Raw genomic sequence first — 18011 nt, forward strand, 5'->3', positions numbered from 1 at the left:
GGATTTTGGATGGTGAAGACAGAAGAATGCATATTGTGCTGCATCTTGGGTGCAACCTGCATTCCCGGAAACACATAACCCACTCTGAAATCTAACTCCACATTTTTCTTAATATTCCAAAATACTCCCCAAGATCAAACCGATAGTTTTATAATCGTTATGTGTTAAATAATACACATAACGATTAGGGGTTTACATGGTCGCAATAGTTCACCAAACAGACAAAAGATCCGGGATAACCTATGCTTACCGCTCTGTATCATACTGGGACAAGGAAAAGAAACAGTCACGTGCCAAACGTACCCTTATTGGGCGTGTAGACAAAGAGACAGGTAAAATAGTCCCCACTGATGGACGCAACAGGAAGAAAAAAGAAGGTAATCCGCCTGTGAAACGTAATACAAAGAGGGTTGAGGAAGCACATCGTTCATTCTACGGAGCCACATATCTACTGGATGCTATTGGTGAGAAATTAGGTCTCATTCAGGATCTGAAACAGTGTTTCCCCGACACATATGAGCAAATCTTATCCGTTGTGTACTATTTAATCCTTGAAGACAGCACTCCGCTATACCGTTTTGAGAAGTGGGGACTCCTACATAAGCATCCTTATGGCAAAGACATCACCTCACAACGCAGTAGTGAACTGTTTTCCAGCATTACCGAGGCAAATAAACTACAGTTCTTCAGACTTCAGGGAAAGAGAAGGATGGATAATGAATTCTGGGCTTATGATACAACATCTCTGTCCAGCTATTCAGAAACCCTCAGGCAGGTACAGTATGGTCGCAACAAGGAGCACGACAAACTGGCACAGCTGAATCTTGCTCTGGTCTTTGGACAGGAGTCCAATCTCCCTTTCTATTACAGAAAACTCGCAGGTAATATCCCGGATTCAAAGACCATTACACGCCTGCTTGAAGAGCTGGATATTCTTGATCACTCAAGAGTTAAACTGGTTCTTGACCGGGGCTTTTACAGTGAGGTCAATATCAACAACCTGTTTAAGAATCACGTGAAGTTCCTTGCAGGTGTCAGAATGTCTCTGAAATTTGTCTATGGAGAACTTGATGCAGTCTATGACACTTTTAGGAGCTTTGAACGTTACAGTGAGAATTACGAACTGTATTACCAGACTGTCCGGACCACCTGGAATTATACACAAGAGCGTCCTTACAAAGGAGATACTCTTCAGGAATCACGCCGTCTTTACATCCACTATTTCTACAATATTGACCAGGCAGCCGAAGATGAGAAAAACTTCGACCGAAAGCTAATCGCACTAAAAAAGGAACTGGAGTCAGGAGAGCGTGTTCCAGGACACGCTAAACTTTACAAGCAGTACTTCATTACCAAAACAACACCTAAGAGAGGAACAAAGGCACAGATTATTGATGAAAATGTCATCAAAGCCAAGCGATATTTTGGGTTTTTTGCTCTGATTACCAATGAAAAGATGGATGCAGTAACTGCTCTTGAACTCTACCGCAACAAAGATGTGGTTGAAAAGGCCTTTGGAAATCTCAAAGAACGCCTGAATATGCGCCGTACACTCGTTTCTTCAGAACAGAGCCTTGATGGGAAACTGTTTGTGCAGTTTGTGGCACTGATCTACTTATCTTATCTCAAAAAGCAGATGCAGGATCATAACCTTTTCAGGAATTACACATTGCCTGGTATGTTGGACAAACTGGATGTCATCGAGTGTTTTGAACAACCAGGAAAATCTCTCAGAGTGGGTGAGATACTCGATAAACAGGAGCAGCTGTACCGGGACCTGGGGGTGACACCACCCACATCGTTATGAATGGGCGGGAATCTAGGGTGCAACGAAATAATCTAAATCCAAATGAACGTTTATCAGCACGAGTTTCAGCAACTGGCTGGAGTGCAAGTGTATAAAGAGCCTGCATGGCTCTATCGTACATAGTTGGAATGGAAAGAGGGCGTTTTGTTTCTTTACCAGGTTTTGGGATGTAGATACGTTTTAGTGGTTTAGCGTGGTATTTTTTACTGGTTAGACTTAATGCTGCCTTCATTTTATCAGAATGACGCATCCAGCGTTCACCGTCAATACCCGCTGTACGAGCACCCCTGTTCTGCGTGACCATTTTTATTGCAAGTAGTTTTGCATAGTGAGAATGAGTCAGCAAATACTGGAGTCGTTTGACGAGATTCCATTTATTTTCACGTGTTGCCTTTGCAATTCGGGTCTGTAGCCTATTAACCTGATGTTTAATTTCTTTCCAGTCAATGGATCTCCATTGATTAGAGTAATCCTGGTCTGTACGTTTCTCACTAATTAGTGTCGTTGAATATCGTACATTCATGGGTATACCTCCTCTTATTGCCGTAAAGCACCAGTAACAAGTTAGCACCTTTTCAGGTTAGAACATATGTCCCTATCCTATCCATTATGGACAGACTTTTGCGTTTTGTTACCTCCTCTGCCCCCTGAGCCATTGAATATTCTCACGAATATCCTACCTCCAAAGGAGGAACTCATGGGGTTTACCATGTTCCATATTAAAGATAATTATGGATGCCTTAGGAGCCATCTATAGACCGGGAATTCTCTGTCCTTTCGTTTCCATGTGAGCCAAGCCATGAAAACCTAATTCCGTGCCATATTGGCTCAAGCGTATCAGCCTTCTTTTCACTTGTTCAGCGTAACGATCTTTATGATGATTCAGTTTTCACTTCTCCATAGCATCCTTATTCTAGCAATTTATCCAGGTAAGGCTCCCGAAGTTTATCACATTGTTCCATGAGCTTCACACAATCCCGTTGCCAAGAATGCATGTCATGGTAGAATTATCCCGAAAGGATGGCATAGCGTTTAGCAATCTCTAATATAGCTTACATGTCGCACTGGCTCCTCGCTGTTTTATGTGGGTAACATTTGATGGATTGAATCAGAAATTAAGTTAAATATCTCGTAAATCTGGAATTTGACTGAAAAATACGTCACAAATCTGCTGAAAATATAAGTGATTTTATGGAATTTATTATAACTACCCACAGGATTTAGTGAGATGCCTATAAAATCAGATTAGTATATGCCCAGAGAATAGAGCAGATCAAAATGCCTGACTATTGGCAGGACTATTACCAATATTGGAATAAATACTGCAGATATTGCATTTATGGTTGATATTTCGTGGTATTCCCTAAGTCCTATAGTAAATAATATAAGTATCCAGAATGCAAGGATTATCAGTAACAGAACTGCGATGCTGTGGTTAAATATCGGAATTGTCCATCCTGCAAGAAGAAAAGGAGTACATGAATAGAAGAATACCTTAAATGATTCTTTAAGGTTTTTTTTGCCTCCGAATATCTTCACCCATATATGCAGCCAGGAAGCAATTATACATCCGCCTATGAAAAATCCTAAAAATCTTTTTGAGTAGTAGGAGAGGAAATAACTAAAATCCATATCAATGAAGAAGAAATTGATTACTATCAGGGCCGCAGAGTATAAAATGACCATCATAAGATAATAACCAAATCCACTGTCATGGTTATATTTTTGGTTTTTGAAAGATTCTAAGGGGTTGGTGATAAATCCAATTGCGGTATCAATTGTTCCTTTTTCATTAATATATGGCTGATGGTTTTCTGATTTATGATATGATGATTTATGTGTCCGGGTGGAGTCATATCCTGATCTCTGCTGGTTATTGTGTGACTGGTTATATTCTGCTCTCTTATCCCTGTTACTGGCATTATCTGAATTATTTTTATCGTTTTTCAGTTTATTGTCATAATCTCTTCTTTTATCCGGGCATGAGAGTGTTTCATAGGCCTCCTGAATTTCAATATATTTTTCATGAGAACCGGGAGCTTTTGATACATCCGGGTGATAAATTTTAACGAGTTTTCTGAAAGCTGTTTTGATCTCTTCATCCGTTGCATTGACAGAGACTCCAAGTGTTGTATAATAATCTGACATCTGCATAACACCACAGCAATTTTAGTTTATTATCACTCTCAAGTTAACTTTTCTCCCTGCATTCGCTCCTTCCTCTGTAAAATAAGCATTTTCAATGACCAAATAATATGTTCCTGTATCAGGAAGTTTGTATGAAATTTTTTTATTGTTTATGATTTTGTGCGATATACCTTTCCATTTGTAATTCAGGCCATCCTCAAATGATTTGTCATAATTTATATAATTTTCATCGTCAAAAATCCACAGATCAACAGGTGCGCCATCTGTTACGATCTGTATATCAAAGACAGCCCCCTTGATTCCTGTGAGGGAATAGGATTGAATATACTCCTCATCAAGTGTTATGACTTCATCTATTGGTTCTTCCATATCATTGGAGAAGTTTAATTTGTCAGAAAGACAGCCGCATATTAACGTCGATACTACTAAAATAAAGATCAATCCCCAATCAAATTTCATAATCCAATTATAATATTGTAATATTTTAACATTTCTTTTGGTGTCTTAAGTTAATAATATTGTATATTACATACATCCAAAAATAATAAAATCCGATATTATTTTATTGAATATTATGTACTTGTCTGTTTATCTGTAAGTTGACCCTACAATACTATATGCAGCTACGATAGGCGTTATATTTATGAGGTATTATGATTATTTATTTTTGGGGATATGGATGGGAAACAATTTACATCGTATAATGGGACGTGAATATATAGTTGTAACTGGATTTATCAGTGGAATCTGGCTTGCTGCTATGTTTCATGTAAATTCACCGTTGTTTAATATGATTTATTCATTTTTTATCAATTTTGATATTGTGCCGGGAGATGGTTATTATATGGTAATTTCATTTTTAATTATCTGCCTCTGGACTATTCTGCTGTTGACTATGGTATGGATCGGTGGAATTAAAGGACTGGCCACCATGGCAATGACATTTTCTGCATCATGGTACTTTCCGGAAAATATATGGATCTCTTTAATTGTGCTTGGAATTGCTGCTGTAATTGCTGTTTTTTCAATTAAAACCAGAATTTGCAGAGAAAACTTTGGTCATTACTGAATTAATTATTGTCCTGATGAGAGGTATTAAATAATATTAATTATTACTATTAATTACGGTCTATCGGAATTATTCAATCTGAAATACCTCAATCAGAGAATTTTTTAACAAATAGGCCTGGATTTATGAAATAATATTTCATAATTTCATCATAAACCTCCACCTCAATTTTTCTTTTTCAGCAGTGTTAAATAGTTTTGAAAGATAATTTAGTGTTAAATATCTATTCTGGTCTGGTATCTATGATTAAAATAATATCGTGTTTTATGATAATCCTGGTTTTTCCAGGATTGCTCTTATGTCCGGCAGCCGCGGCAGACAATGCGACTTCCGAACAGACAGGTTCGGTCACTGTCACAACCGTACCGTCAGGTGCAACTGTTTCAATTGATGGCATTAATAAAGGAAGTTCTCCTGTAACTGAATCAGCACTCTCATCCGGAGTTTCGCACACGATTTCAGCCTCAATGGATGGCTATAACAGTGCATCCAAAACAGTCACGCTTGGAAATGGTGAAGATAAGGCAGTTTCCCTGACTCTTGAGGTAATTCCAACACCTACGCCAACTCCTACCGCAACAGCAACCCCGACACCCACGCCAACTCCTACCGCTACTGTAACAGCTACAGCAACCCCAACACCTACGCCAACCCCTACCGCTACTGTAACAGCTACAGCAACCCCAACACCTACGCCAACCCCTACTGCTACAGTAACGGCTACAGCAACCCCAACACCTACGCCAACCCCTACCGCTACTGTAACAGCTACAGCAACCCCAACACCAGCACCAACAGCAACACCTGCGCCCGGAGTTGGATGGTATAAGGTGAGCTGCAATGTTGAATCTGCGGAAGTCATCTTCGACAATAAATATGTCGGGAAAATACAGGGAGGCTCCTTAAGTGTTCCTGTGACAGTCGGAACTGACAGCTATAAGCAGTTCACAATCTCAAAATCTGGTTATAATACATATAAAAACAGCCTTCCGGCACCTCCAAAAGCAGGAGAGACTGTAAACGTCTATGCAACCCTTCAGTCTTCAGGGCCGACAGAAGGACAGATTACTGTGAGCACATCACCTTCAGGTGCGTCGGTTTACATTGATAAAACCTACAAGGGAACAACTCCCCTTACATTTTCACTCAGCCCGGGCACACATGGGCTGAAGATTACGAAATCAGGATATGAAGATCACTCTGAAAATGTAATTATCACTGCCGGACAGACAATCACAAGGTCTGTAACACTGCAAAAGCCTGACAATTACGGTACTCTTGTGGTAACTTCCGAACCGGACAATGCCTATGTCTATCTTGACGGCAGCGGGGTTGGAAGAACGGCAGTGACACTTAGGAATATTGCTGTAGGTAACCACCAGATAAGGTTTACAGCAAATGGTTATACTGACCAGACAATAACAAAATATGTTTATGCAAATGGTGTTACAACCGTTCATGCAGTTCTTCAGCGCATTGAAAACCCAAACATCGTTCATATAAAAGTGATCTCTCACCCTGGTGAAGCTGAGGTGTACCTGGACGGTTCATTTGTTGGTTATACCAATGATGCCGGAGTGCCCGGAGCGCTGACGCTTGCAACAACACCTGGGAACCATAAAATTTCAATAGAAAAAACCGGATACAGGGATTATGAGATAGCCCAGTATTTCAACGGCGGAACAACTTCAACTGTGGAAAAGGTGCTGACACAGATTACTGCGCCGGTAACAGGTTCAGTTGAAGTGACATCCACACCATCAGGTGCAAATGTCTATCTTGACGACAATTACAAGGGCATAACACCCTTAACTCTGAACAATGTCCCAACCGGAAACCATAAAATTACCCTTATGCTTGACGGTTACAGTAAGTCTGAGGGTACAACCGAAGTTGAACAGGACAAAACATCATCAGTTTCAGTTTCCTTAAGTCCTGTGCAGGGCGGACAGTCCGGAGGTGGACAGCAGGCATCACCCGGATTTGGGATAATTACCATTCTTACCGGAATCGGCCTTGTCGGATGGTATCTCCGGAAGAATGAGTGAGATAAAAAAATAATTTAAATTTTAAATTCATCCACCCTTTCTTTAAGTTTTTGAATCATATTGCGCATTTCTTCGGAATTTCCGGCAATCTGTTCACCTGAAGCGCTGCTGTCCCCGGCAATTTTAATAAGATTGTCCATATTGCTGTCAGCATCCATGATCATTGTGCTGATAATATCAATACTCTTTGTCACGTTGTCTGTTGCAGAGGCCTGTGCAGCAGTTGCACCGGAGATCTCATCCATACTTGAGGTTACGGAGTTAACGTCATCCACCATATGATTAAGGGCATCAATCGTCTGATTCACACTTATTATTCCTGAGATAATCTCATCATATACCTTTTTCATAGACTCCGAAGTCCTCTTACTTCCGGATGTGATCCCCTCAATCATCTTGACAATATCTCCCGCTGCCTCCTTTGATTCACCTGCAAGATTTTTTACCTCTGCTGCCACAACAGCAAAGCCCCTTCCGGCTTCTCCGGCCCTTGCAGCTTCAATTGCAGCATTAAGTGCCAGCAGGTTAGTCTGGTTTGCAATGTCAGTAATTATCCTTACAACATTTGAGATCTCCTGTATCTCTTTATTCAGATTGCCGATCTCATTCATGGCAAGTTCGGAGTTCTCTTCCACAGCCTTCATCTTGCCTGTGGCTTCATTGCCAAGATTAAGAGCTGAAGCCCCTGCATCAGAGACCCCGGCGGTGAGATCCGATACATCGTTTGAACGATCCGCAATATCATTTGTTGAGGTTGATAAGTTATCTATATCGTGCAGAACACTCTCAAGCTGCAAAATCTGTTTTTTTACTCCATCACCGGTATTTTCTGCACTCTCTGTGACATTCTGTGAAAGCATTGCGATGTTGTCTGCTCCGTTGCCAACATCCTGAATCATTCTTTCAAGTCCGCCCGTGGACTCAATAACCTCCTTTAACATTGAACTGAGGGTTTCAACCGCCTGATTGTAATCAGCCTTAATTTTATCCAGAGGATCACCTTCGTATCTCTGGGCCGGCTTTGAGAGATCTCCTGCTGCAAGAGCCTCAAGACTGTTCTCGATCTCACCTGCACTCCGGATAAATGCCTTATTGGCATTGTATTTTTCGGTCTCATCGACATAGACTCCCATCATATGGGTAATCTCATGCCTCTCATCAAAGAAAGGAATGGTGTACAGTCTGACATGTTTTGTTCCTGCCGGCAGATTCCATTCAACAAATGCTTCGCCCCTTTTCTTTGTGTGAATGACGTGCTTTGCCCCTTCACCTTCAAATTTTGTAATATCAAGGTCAAGCATATGTTTGCCGATAACTTCTTCTGTTGTATATCCGGAAAGGGCATAAAAAGCAGGGTTTGCACTTGTGAAACGTAGTTCCGGGCTGATTATTGTAACAGAGAGTGGATTCTGGTCAATCATTGTCTCTATCTGGTTCATCTTCTCTGCCATATCGGTTACATCAAAATATACTGCAAGTATATCAGTAACCTCACTCTTCTCATTTTTAAGCGGGATATAATAATAATCAAGCCTTTTAATTCCGGCAGGGCATTTTAGTGACAGTGAACCATCAACCTGTATTTTTCCTGAAAATGCTTCAGATGCACTTTTACCCGATCTTCCGGAGATGTCATAGTCAGAAAGCCTCATTCTGAGAATCTGATCTCTTGTAAATCCTGTAATGTTAAGCCATGATTTGTTTGTTGATGTTATCCGGAAATTTTTATTCAGAAGAAGAATTGCGGCAGGATTCTCTTCGATCATTGCATTTGTTTTATTCTGGAGTTCGGTAATTTCCTGCTCTTTATGGTATTTTTCAGTTTCATCAATATAGACACCCATCATGTGGGTTATCTCATGCTGCTCGTCAAAGAAAGGAATAGTGTACAGTCTGACATATTTTGTTCCTGCCGGCAGATTCCATTCAACAAATGCTTCGCCCCTTTTCTTTGTGTGAATGACATGCTTTGCCCCCTCACCTTCAAATTTTGTAATATCGAGGTCAAGCATATGTTTGCCGATAACTTCTTCTGTTGTATATCCGGAAAGGGCATAAAAAGCAGGATTGGCACTTGTGAAACGCAGTTCCGGGCTGATTATTGTAACAGAAAGCGGGTTCTGGTCAATCATCGTCTCTATCTGGTTCATCTTCTCTGCTACATCGGTTACATCAAAATATACTGCAAGTATATCAGTAACATCACCGTTTTCGTCTTTGAGAGGGATATAATAATATTCAAGCCTTTTATTTCCGGCAGGACATTTCAGCGATAGTGAGCCATCAACCTGCATCTTCCTTTCAAGTGCCTCATATGCTCCGCTGCCTGTTCTGTCATATATGTCATATTCAGAAAGCTTCATCCCAAGAACTCTATCTCTTGAATATCCTGTAATTTCAAGCCATGATCTGTTGGTGGATGCTGTCCGGAAATTTTTGTCCATTAAGAGAATTGCAGCGGGATTCTCCTCAATTATGGTGTTTGTCTTGTTCTGGAGTTCAGTGATTTCAAGCTCTTTGCGGTATTTATCTGTTTCATCAATATAGACACCCATCATATGGGTTATATCGTGATTTTCATCAAAGAAGGGAATCGTGTAGATGGTAATATATTTTGTCCCTGATGGCAGGTTCCACTCAACAAATCCTTCTCCTCTCTTTTTCGTGTGAATTACATGCTTTGCTCCCTCACCCTCAAACTTTGTGATGTCAAGATCAAGACAGTGCATACTGGTGAGTTTTTCTTCAGTAAATCCTGAAAGGTCATAGAAAGCAGGATTGGCACTTAAAAACTTAAGTTCCGGACTGATGATTGTCACAGAGAGTGGATTCTCCTCGATCATCGCATTGGTCTGGTTCTGGAGTTTTAAAATCTCTTTTTCCCTTCTGTATGTTTCGGTTATGTCAACAAATACCAGGAGGACGTTTGTAATTCTTCCTCCACTGTCTGTGAGTGGTAGTGCATATGAATCAAAAACACCGGAATACTTTGGCAGATTCAGTTCAACATTTCCACGCCTCTTTTTTTTATCTTCTAAAAGGTCTTTAAGGGAGAAATTATCAATTACTTTATGTGGAATATCCAGAAGGTTCATATTTTTCAGTTCTTCCGGTGAGTATCCGCTCATCTCAAGAAAGGCCCGGTTATGATCGGTTATTGCATATGAGCTGTCTGTAAGCAGCATTGCCACAGGGTTTTCCTCGATCATAACCGCTGATTTTCTGTTTATTGCATCCAGTTCATGCACTCTTGAATTAAGCTCTCCCTCAGCTTCAAGACGTTTTTTGTTCTCTTCATCTGCAAGCAGACTGGCATATGCAAGTTCTGAGAGTTTTTCGGAAAAAATAGCCAGAAATTCAATTATTTTCTTAAAAGTTTTCTCATCATTAAGGGGTATTTTTTTGTATTCGTCCCATAACAGATCAGGGTCCGCACCTATCTTCTCTGCATATTTTTTAATATCCTCTTCGGGCAGTTCTTCTATCTTTGTCTGCCCTACAGCCCAAGTTGCAATATAACGGCCATTGACAACTATCGGAACTGCTCCGTCAATAAATCCACATCTATGACACTTCTCCACTGTTGGCCTGAGAGATTTAAGCGTATTTTCACTAAGGCAATGGTTAGCTTCTGCACAGTTACGACTCCCTATTTCAGTATCTCTGATGATCTGACAGACCCTGCAAAAATTTACGGGTTCTGTAATCATTCTTCCTTCGGGGTCCATAATCACTGATGCAACATTGTTAAGTTCTGAAAATTTATTCTGTATCTTCTGGAGTTCTTCTGCCGGAATAAGATCAGTTATATTGATATTGTTGGTTTGGTTTGACATGCGCAACATATAATCATTAATATTTAGTAAATTCTTATAATTAAATCAGTACTATATGATTTGATCTAAGCCTAAATTCAATGATGCCGAAGATAACTTAGTTAATTAAAATCAATTTACAGATGACGCATATAGAATATATATATTACAAAATTCACAAAGGTTTTTAGAGGTTATCCGGAAATATATTACCATGTTTAAAACTGACCGGATTGAAATTGCCAAACTCTTTGCCGCGGTATGTTTTGGTTATCTCGCCGGTACGTGGGCTTATCAGTATTCAGGAAATTCTGTTCTTTCGATAATATCATCAGCTCTTGGGATTGTCACTGCATATTATGCAGTCAGTTTTATATTTGGAAGACTTAATACCGGGAATTAACCTAAATCTCAGCCTGTAAACCGTATTATTCTCAGTTTGTACAGTATTCCGGAGATTTTTCAGTATATCTCCCTTCAGTTCAGAGGAAAAACCTTTTTTTTACCAGAGATCTTCGTCATGATCAATTACTTATTTTAAAACCGCAATAGTAACATCTCAGTATGGGAGAGATATACAAAATGATAATCGGCGGGGAGTTGAAGGAGAGCGGGGAGATCATTGATATAATATATCCATATACTGGTGAATCATTCTCAAAAGTTTATCTTGCCGGCTGTGCAGAGGCAGAAGAAGCAATAATCCTGGCAGCTGAGTCCTTTAAGGAGACAGCACATCTTCCGGCACACAGAAGAAAGGAGATTCTTGAGAGGCTTGCCGGACTTGTCGGGGATAATGGCGAAAAGTTTGCAGAAATACTGGTGAAAGAGAGCGGCAAGACGATAACACTTGCGAGGGCCGAGGTGGCACGCTCTGTTGATACGTTAATAATCTCAGCCGAAGAGGCGGTGAGGATAAACGGGGAACTGATTCCACTTGACAGAACGCCTGCCGGAGAGGGGTGTGAGGGGATAATAAAGCGTTTTTCCATCGGAACAGTACTTGCAATAACACCTTTCAATTATCCGCTTAATCTTGCCTGCCATAAGATCGGCCCGGCAATCGCTGCCGGAAATCCGTTTATTCTGAAACCTGCTTCAAAGACACCACTCTCAGCCCTTCTCTTAGGAGAACTGATCATAAAGGCCGGGTACCCAAAAAGAGCAGTAAATGTCCTGCCCTGCTGTAATTCCGTTGCTGAATCTATGGCAAAGGATGAGAGAATTGCATATCTCAGTTTTACCGGCAGTCCTGATGTCGGCTGGCATTTAAAATCAGTCTGCGGGAAGAAGCGTATCGGCCTTGAACTTGGTGGAAACGCTCCTGTAATTGTTCACAGTGATGCAGATTCTGATTATGCGGCAGAGAGAATTGCCTTTGGCGCATGCCTCAATGCCGGACAGGTCTGCATCTCTGTTCAGAGGGTGCTTGTCCATAATTCCATATATGAAGAATTTCTGGAGAAACTGAGGGATAACTTTGAGAGGGTCAAAACCGGAGATCCGATGAATGAAGAGACCTTTACAGGGCCGGTGATCTCTGATGAAGCATGTGAAAGAGCAGTGGACATAATGCTTCAGTCAATTGAGGATGGTGCTGTTCAGTATTATGGCGGGGGATATGAAGGCCGGATAATCACTCCGACCATACTTGCAGATACATGCCACTCAATGGAGATAGAATGTGAAGAGATCTTTGCTCCGGTTGTGACAGTAAATTCATATGATTCCTTTAAAGAGGCTGTTCAACGGGCAAATGATACGAAGTACGGTCTTCAGGCAGGTATATTCACTGACAGTATAAAAAATGCCTCCTATGCTGCCGGCCATCTGAAATACGGCGGAGTAATCATCAATGACATTCCCACTTTCAGAACAGATGCAATGCCTTACGGAGGGATAAAAAGTTCAGGGCTTGGAAAAGAGGGGCCTTACTATGCAATACGTGAGATGACAGAAGAAAAACTGATAGTTTTTGCCCGAAAACAGAGATGATTATTAATCCTTCACTGCAAGGACATTCTCTGCAATCTCTTTTTTTATCAGGATTTTGCTCTGCCCTTTACCCACAAGGAGTTTGACTGGTCCGGATTTTGGTTCTTCTGTCAGCACCTTAAAATGTGAGCCGGGGAAAATTCCCATGCTGCCAAGCTCCTCTCTGTATTTATTTACTTTAGTTACTCTGCCCTTCTCTCCTCTTTTCATTTCATGGATCAAATAATTGTTCAGGTTTATCACCTGCCTCATTGTTAGTTTCTCGTATCCCCTTTTGTTATAATCACACCGTAGTTGTACGGTTTTGCAAGGTTAAGGCTGCCCTGTGTTGATTCTGCCGGCAGTTCTGTTCCGGTCTTCTTTATATTGTTTGGATACAGTGTCTCACCTACGGTTCTGAATGGAATGCCTGCTGCTTCGACTTCTGCCTTCGTTTTAGGGTTAAATCCGGCAGGCACATCTTCATAATTGTATGCGAAGAATGTGGCAAGGATATTCATGCCTTCACCGGTTGCGCCGAATGGATTTGAGTAGTCATAGTTTACTGCTAATGCCAGGTTGTTGTCAGGTTTTTCTCCGGCATCAAGTGTTACTTTGACTGAGTTAAGCTCATCATCTTTAACAACAATTGGTTCGGTCACCGCGGGTACTTCCTCTGTTGGTACTGGTGTCTGAACTTCTGTCGGCGGGGCTGTTATTACCGGTTGTGTGTCAGCTATTGGTTCACTGTTGGATGTGCACCCTGAGACTGCAACTGCGCATGCAACTATTAAAAGTAGTATTGCTGTAAGTTTTCTCATAACTCTCTAGATTGGCATACATGGATATAACAATTGGCATTATTTTTTGAAAAGGAGAATTCTGTTTTTTGGACAATATCAAGCTAACCCAAAATATTTCCGGAAATTCCATGATATTTTCAGTATATTTTTTTAATAAGCAGGACAATTCTTTAATTGGTAATTAAATGTCTGACGATGGTTATCTCACTGCGATGGTGGACGGGGAAGAAGTCCCTTATGATCCTGAGCAGCTGAGGAAAATAAAGGAACACCCCTGTTACAGCAAGGAAGCCTGCCATAAATTCGGCAGGATGCACCTGGCTGTTGCACCTGACTGCAATATTCAGTGCAATTACTGTGTTCGCAAATACGACTGTGTGAATGAGAGCCGTCCAGGCGTGTGCAGTAAAGTCTTAAATCCAAAGGAGGCACTTGACCTTGTAAGGGTTGTTATGGACAAATTCCCGTACATAAAAGTAATTGGCATTGCAGGGCCGGGAGAACCCCTTGCAAATAAAGAGACATTTGAGACCCTTAAGCTCTTAAAAGAGGAGTTTCCAACGCCTATTAAATGCCTAAGCTCAAACGGGCTTATGCTTCCGGAGTCCATTGACAAGCTTATAGAGTATGATGTTGGCAATGTTACTGTCACGTTAAATGCGGTTGATCCTGAGATCGGCGAGAAGATCTACTCCTTTGTTGAGTGGGATGGTAAAAAACTTCACGGCAGAGAGGCTGCTGAAAAACTTCTCTCACAGCAACTCAAGGGAATTGAGATGGCCGTTGCAAACAAAATGCTTGTCAAGATCAATACGGTCTATATTCCAGGTATAAACGATCATCATATCGTTGATATTGCAAAGACTGTAGGTGAGATGGGTGTATATACATTCAATCTGATACCCGTAATTCCGCAGTACAAGTTTAAGGATATCATTCCTCCGACCGGGAAAGACAAAAAAGAGATGCAGGACGCATGCCTTCCATATGTCCGCCAGATGAGGCACTGCAAAAGATGCAGGTCTGATGCAATCGGACTTTTGGGAGAAGATGTTCAGGATTGTCTTTTTGAGCGGAAATAACTTATGAATTTTAAATCCGGAAATGTTTCTGAAATATTTCCGGGTAATAATTTATAACTCATTCTTTTCAACCGGAATTTAGATTAACTTTTTTATTCATTATATTCTATGGACCGTGTCATAGATTCATTACGCTTTGAACTCCTGAGTAATACCGATCCATCGGTTGCAGAAGGGCATCAGAAATTTTTTAAAGAAGGGGCAAAGTTTTACGGTGTTAAAACCTCCGTTGTGCATAAGATCTCAAAGAAATATTTTAAGACCGTTAAGGGACTTGATAAACCGGAAATTTATGAGATCTGTGAGGAGCTTTTTAAATCCGGATATACAGAAGATTTCTTTGTAGCCTGTGACTGGCTGCCCCTGACATCAGGAAATTTTGAGAGAGGAGATATAAAGATCTTTGAAAGGTGATAGAGAGTTATGTTGACAACTGGGCGAAATGCGATACATTCTGCAATCATACAGCTGGGGATTTTCTGGTGCTCTTTCCGGATGAAGTTTCTCATCTTAAAAACTGGGCACAGTCTGAAAACCACTGGATGAGAAGGGCTGCGGCTGTATCGCTTATTATTCCGGCAAAGCGTGGTGAATTTCCGGATGATATCTTTGAAATTGCTGATATTTTACTTGAGGATGAGTATGAAAGGATACGGCTGGCTTTTGAAGGATCTGGCAATTACAGGGCAGAAGGATGTCTTTGATTATATCATGAAAAATAAGAGGATTCTGCCGAGGGTATCGCTTCGGTATGCCATAGAAAGGATGCCAAAGGAAATGAGGGCCGAAGCGATGGAGAAAGACTGGTGAAATAAACTATCATTTATATTTTTCTTGCAACCGCAAAAATTCCTGTGATAGTTCTGTCATCATTCCGGTACACCGATACATTGTAGGATACTTTTATGAGACTGCCGTTTTTGTGTTTAATCTCAAGTCTGTAATCAATAAGTGATCCGTTTTTATAAGCTGTTTTATATCCGTGACTGGCTCTCTCCGGATCGCTGAAATAATCTGAGAAGTCATTCCCTATCAGTTCTTCGCGGTTATATCCGGTAATCTCTTCACAGGCTGAATTGACATCATTGATCTTACCTGCCGGGCTGATCAGTACAAGGGCATCCGGGCAGATCTCAATCAGTCCTCTGTGATATTTGTTTGACTTTTTCAGGTGGTTTTGTGCTTCAATTTTCTTTATGGTATTGATCAGATTTGTAATGACTGACTCTATCGCAGTTTTAGAATAGTCCGGTATATCTGTTATTTTGTATGAATATATCAGGTAGCAGCCATAATTTGACCTTTTATTCTTTATCGGAATCATTATTGCGGATTTGATCTCCTCCAGTATTTCATGCCGGAAAGTTATACCTTCGGGATCTTTGTGTCCGGATATTATGGTTGTACCTGAATCTGCCAGTGCACCAAAACTGGAATCCTTATTATACTGTGAGCAGAATGGATTTGTTATTTCATCAGTGTTTCTGGATTCAACAAGCTTTAAATCTCCTGATTTTGGATTCATTTCATAATATAAGCCGAATTCCATATCAAGAATTGACAATAGTGAATCCAGGCAATATGACGTGGCTTCAGATTTTCCGGAGGACTCTGATAATCTGAGGGCGATATCCTTCTGCATTTCAATATTTTTCTCGATCTTTTTTCTTCTGTCAATGTCCTGCAATATTCCTGTAGCACTTACAAGTGTTGCCATATTGTCCCTTATTGTTGTGGTATTGGTATATGAGATCCATCTCCAGTTTCCGTTACTGCACAGTATCCGGAATTCACATATGATATGAGCAATATCCCCTTCAATGAAGCACTTTCTCTTCTTCATTAAATAACTGTAATCCTCAGGGTGGATCATATGGTCCCAGTTTTTTAGGCTTTTGGAGAAATCTTTTGATGAATAGCCAATAATTTCAAGGGCGTTTTTATTCAGAAAGATGGTTTCTTTCTTATAATTGATATCGCACGTTCCCAGATCAGCAGCATTCATAATGAAATTTAATTTTGTTTCATTTTCACTCAGTTCATATTTTACTGTTCTGATCTCTTTAATTAATTCATTGAGATGCTCTTCAGTATCTCTCTGTTTCAGTATCTCTCTGAAAAGTTTTTTATTAACTGTCTGAAGTTCTTTTGTTCTTTTTTTAATGAGTTCTTCAAGGTTATTTTTATATACTTCAAGCTTCTCTTCAGCATTCTTTAGTTCACTAATGTCCCTGCCTGTTGCCTGATATTCCATTAATATGTTATTGATGTCAAAAATTCCTTTTATGTTCCACTCTATGTGCCTGACTGTGCCTTCGTAGTTTAAGGATTTTAGTGTTATTTTTTTTACTGGTTTTTCCAGTGATATTTCATCAAATATCTCTTCCAGAACTGTATCTCCATCCACAATTACCGGGTTGAATTTCAGTCCTGCTACTTCATCCTCTTTTTTATGAATGTACCTACAAAATGCTTTGTTTGTGAATGTTATTGTCATATCCGGAAGTAAACGGCAGACATACTCCATCTGATTTTCAAGTATATTTCTATATTGGCAGTCTCCGGTTTCGGGTGATGATATATTATCTTTGAATTTGGTATTATCAATAAGTACAATGGTAAATCCCTTTGCCCGTTCCTCAAAAATAGTCGGAATTAATCTTATGAACAGATAATATTCTCTGCCATTTATTGTGGCGCCAATATGTTTTGTTGACATTTCCCCGTTGATTGTTTTTTTATATTGAATTTTTAAATGTGGATCATTAAACAGAGGCATCTGTATTGAATCCAGGTCATAATCTATGATCTGTTTTTGATTAAATCCGGAAATTTTATAGAATGCCTCGTTTGCGTACCGGATTTTTAAATTTGAGTTTACAATTATATATGGATTGCAGAAAAAATTTTTAACCGTTGTTTCAGAAATTCTTTTTGACGGATAATATTTTTTTGAACTTCCTGATTTTTTAATATCAACATTTCCTTTGAGATGGAGTATGCTGAGATATTTTGATACTGTATTTCTGTGCAGGTTGATCCGGTTTGATATCTCATTTATGCAGATGCCGTCTTCACAATTATCAATTATCTCTTTTATCTGTTGTAAATCCTTGAATTCTATCCCCATTTTTAGATTCTCCTTTAAACCCGAATTTGCAGAATTATCTTATCTGTTGTGCCCGGCATATAGTTTGTGCATCAGTAGTATATATTTGATATGCTTTCCAATATTGCATTACCAAGTATTGGATTATATCTGGCA

General features: G+C 40.1%; 14 protein-coding genes and 1 pseudogene. 8 read left to right on the forward strand and 7 right to left on the reverse strand.

Annotated features, from left to right (window positions below; genetic code table 11):
• The first annotated feature begins 196 nt into the window (after positions 1 to 196).
• Positions 197 to 1807 carry an IS1634 family transposase gene (locus tag L6E24_RS00645; protein ID WP_257742637.1) on the forward strand — a complete coding sequence of 537 codons (1611 nt, stop codon included), beginning with the start codon at positions 197 to 199 and terminating at the stop codon, positions 1805 to 1807.
• Here L6E24_RS00645 and L6E24_RS00650 read toward each other — a convergent pair.
• The 3 genes from L6E24_RS00650 to L6E24_RS00660 all read right to left on the reverse strand — a co-directional run bounded on the left by L6E24_RS00650 (position 1731) and on the right by L6E24_RS00660 (position 4414).
• On the reverse strand, positions 1731 to 2330 hold the full coding sequence (locus L6E24_RS00650; RefSeq protein WP_257742811.1) for a reverse transcriptase N-terminal domain-containing protein: 600 nt from the start codon (positions 2328 to 2330) through the stop codon (positions 1731 to 1733). The genes L6E24_RS00645 and L6E24_RS00650 overlap by 77 nt on opposite strands.
• 722 nt (positions 2331 to 3052) lie before the next feature.
• On the reverse strand, positions 3053 to 3955 hold the full coding sequence (locus L6E24_RS00655; protein WP_257742812.1) for a DnaJ domain-containing protein: 903 nt from the start codon (positions 3953 to 3955) through the stop codon (positions 3053 to 3055).
• A gap of 21 nt (positions 3956 to 3976) precedes the next feature.
• Complete coding sequence (locus L6E24_RS00660) at positions 3977 to 4414, reverse strand: hypothetical protein (RefSeq protein WP_257742813.1); 438 nt, start codon at positions 4412 to 4414, stop codon at positions 3977 to 3979.
• A gap of 184 nt (positions 4415 to 4598) precedes the next feature.
• Here L6E24_RS00660 and L6E24_RS00665 point away from each other — a divergent pair, with 184 nt between their 5' ends.
• Positions 4599 to 5024 (forward strand): hypothetical protein, encoded by a 426-nt coding sequence (locus L6E24_RS00665; RefSeq protein ID WP_257742814.1) that lies wholly within the window; start codon positions 4599 to 4601, stop codon positions 5022 to 5024.
• Positions 5025 to 5314: 290 nt separating this feature from the next.
• Positions 5315 to 7072, forward strand: a complete 1758-nt coding sequence (locus L6E24_RS00670; protein WP_257742815.1) for a PEGA domain-containing protein — start codon at positions 5315 to 5317, stop codon at positions 7070 to 7072.
• A 14-nt stretch (positions 7073 to 7086) separates the two neighbouring features.
• Here the strand turns inward: L6E24_RS00670 and L6E24_RS00675 are convergent, their stop codons facing one another.
• The gene (locus L6E24_RS00675) at positions 7087 to 10908 is read right to left on the reverse strand and encodes a PAS domain S-box protein (protein ID WP_257742816.1); all 3822 of its coding nucleotides are present in this window, start codon (positions 10906 to 10908) and stop codon (positions 7087 to 7089) included.
• A gap of 193 nt (positions 10909 to 11101) precedes the next feature.
• On the opposite strand from L6E24_RS00675, the gene L6E24_RS00680 reads away from it, so the two are divergent.
• Positions 11102 to 11290, forward strand: coding sequence for a hypothetical protein (locus L6E24_RS00680; RefSeq protein ID WP_257742817.1), 189 nt, complete (start codon positions 11102 to 11104; stop codon positions 11288 to 11290).
• Positions 11291 to 11451: 161 nt separating this feature from the next.
• Positions 11452 to 12882: an aldehyde dehydrogenase family protein gene (locus tag L6E24_RS00685; protein ID WP_257742818.1), complete on the forward strand. Its 1431-nt coding sequence runs from the start codon at positions 11452 to 11454 to the stop codon at positions 12880 to 12882.
• Positions 12883 to 12885: 3 nt separating this feature from the next.
• Here the strand turns inward: L6E24_RS00685 and L6E24_RS00690 are convergent, their stop codons facing one another.
• Both L6E24_RS00690 and L6E24_RS00695 read right to left on the reverse strand, forming a co-directional pair.
• The gene (locus L6E24_RS00690; protein ID WP_257742819.1) at positions 12886 to 13092 is read right to left on the reverse strand and encodes a FeoA family protein; all 207 of its coding nucleotides are present in this window, start codon (positions 13090 to 13092) and stop codon (positions 12886 to 12888) included.
• Positions 13093 to 13136: 44 nt separating this feature from the next.
• On the reverse strand, positions 13137 to 13682 hold the full coding sequence (locus tag L6E24_RS00695) for a hypothetical protein (RefSeq protein ID WP_257742820.1): 546 nt from the start codon (positions 13680 to 13682) through the stop codon (positions 13137 to 13139).
• Between the two features lie 167 nt (positions 13683 to 13849).
• Here L6E24_RS00695 and nifB point away from each other — a divergent pair, with 167 nt between their 5' ends.
• The 3 genes and pseudogenes from nifB (at position 13850) to L6E24_RS00710 (ending at position 15556) form a co-directional block, all read left to right on the forward strand.
• Positions 13850 to 14746, forward strand: a complete 897-nt coding sequence (nifB, locus tag L6E24_RS00700; protein ID WP_257742821.1) for a nitrogenase cofactor biosynthesis protein NifB — start codon at positions 13850 to 13852, stop codon at positions 14744 to 14746.
• Between the two features lie 108 nt (positions 14747 to 14854).
• Positions 14855 to 15160 (forward strand): DNA alkylation repair protein, encoded by a 306-nt coding sequence (locus L6E24_RS00705; RefSeq protein ID WP_257742822.1) that lies wholly within the window; start codon positions 14855 to 14857, stop codon positions 15158 to 15160.
• Positions 15157 to 15556: pseudogene (locus L6E24_RS00710) on the forward strand (DNA alkylation repair protein). The gene L6E24_RS00705 and the pseudogene L6E24_RS00710 overlap by 4 nt, the downstream one beginning before the upstream one ends.
• A gap of 13 nt (positions 15557 to 15569) precedes the next feature.
• On the opposite strand, the gene L6E24_RS00715 reads toward L6E24_RS00710, so the two are convergent.
• Positions 15570 to 17876, reverse strand: coding sequence for a PAS domain S-box protein (locus L6E24_RS00715; protein ID WP_257742823.1), 2307 nt, complete (start codon positions 17874 to 17876; stop codon positions 15570 to 15572).
• Positions 17877 to 18011: the final 135 nt, after the last annotated feature.

Origin of the sequence: Methanoplanus endosymbiosus, assembly GCF_024662215.1 — an archaeon.
GTDB classification, from domain to species: Archaea; Halobacteriota; Methanomicrobia; order Methanomicrobiales; family Methanomicrobiaceae; genus Methanoplanus; species Methanoplanus endosymbiosus.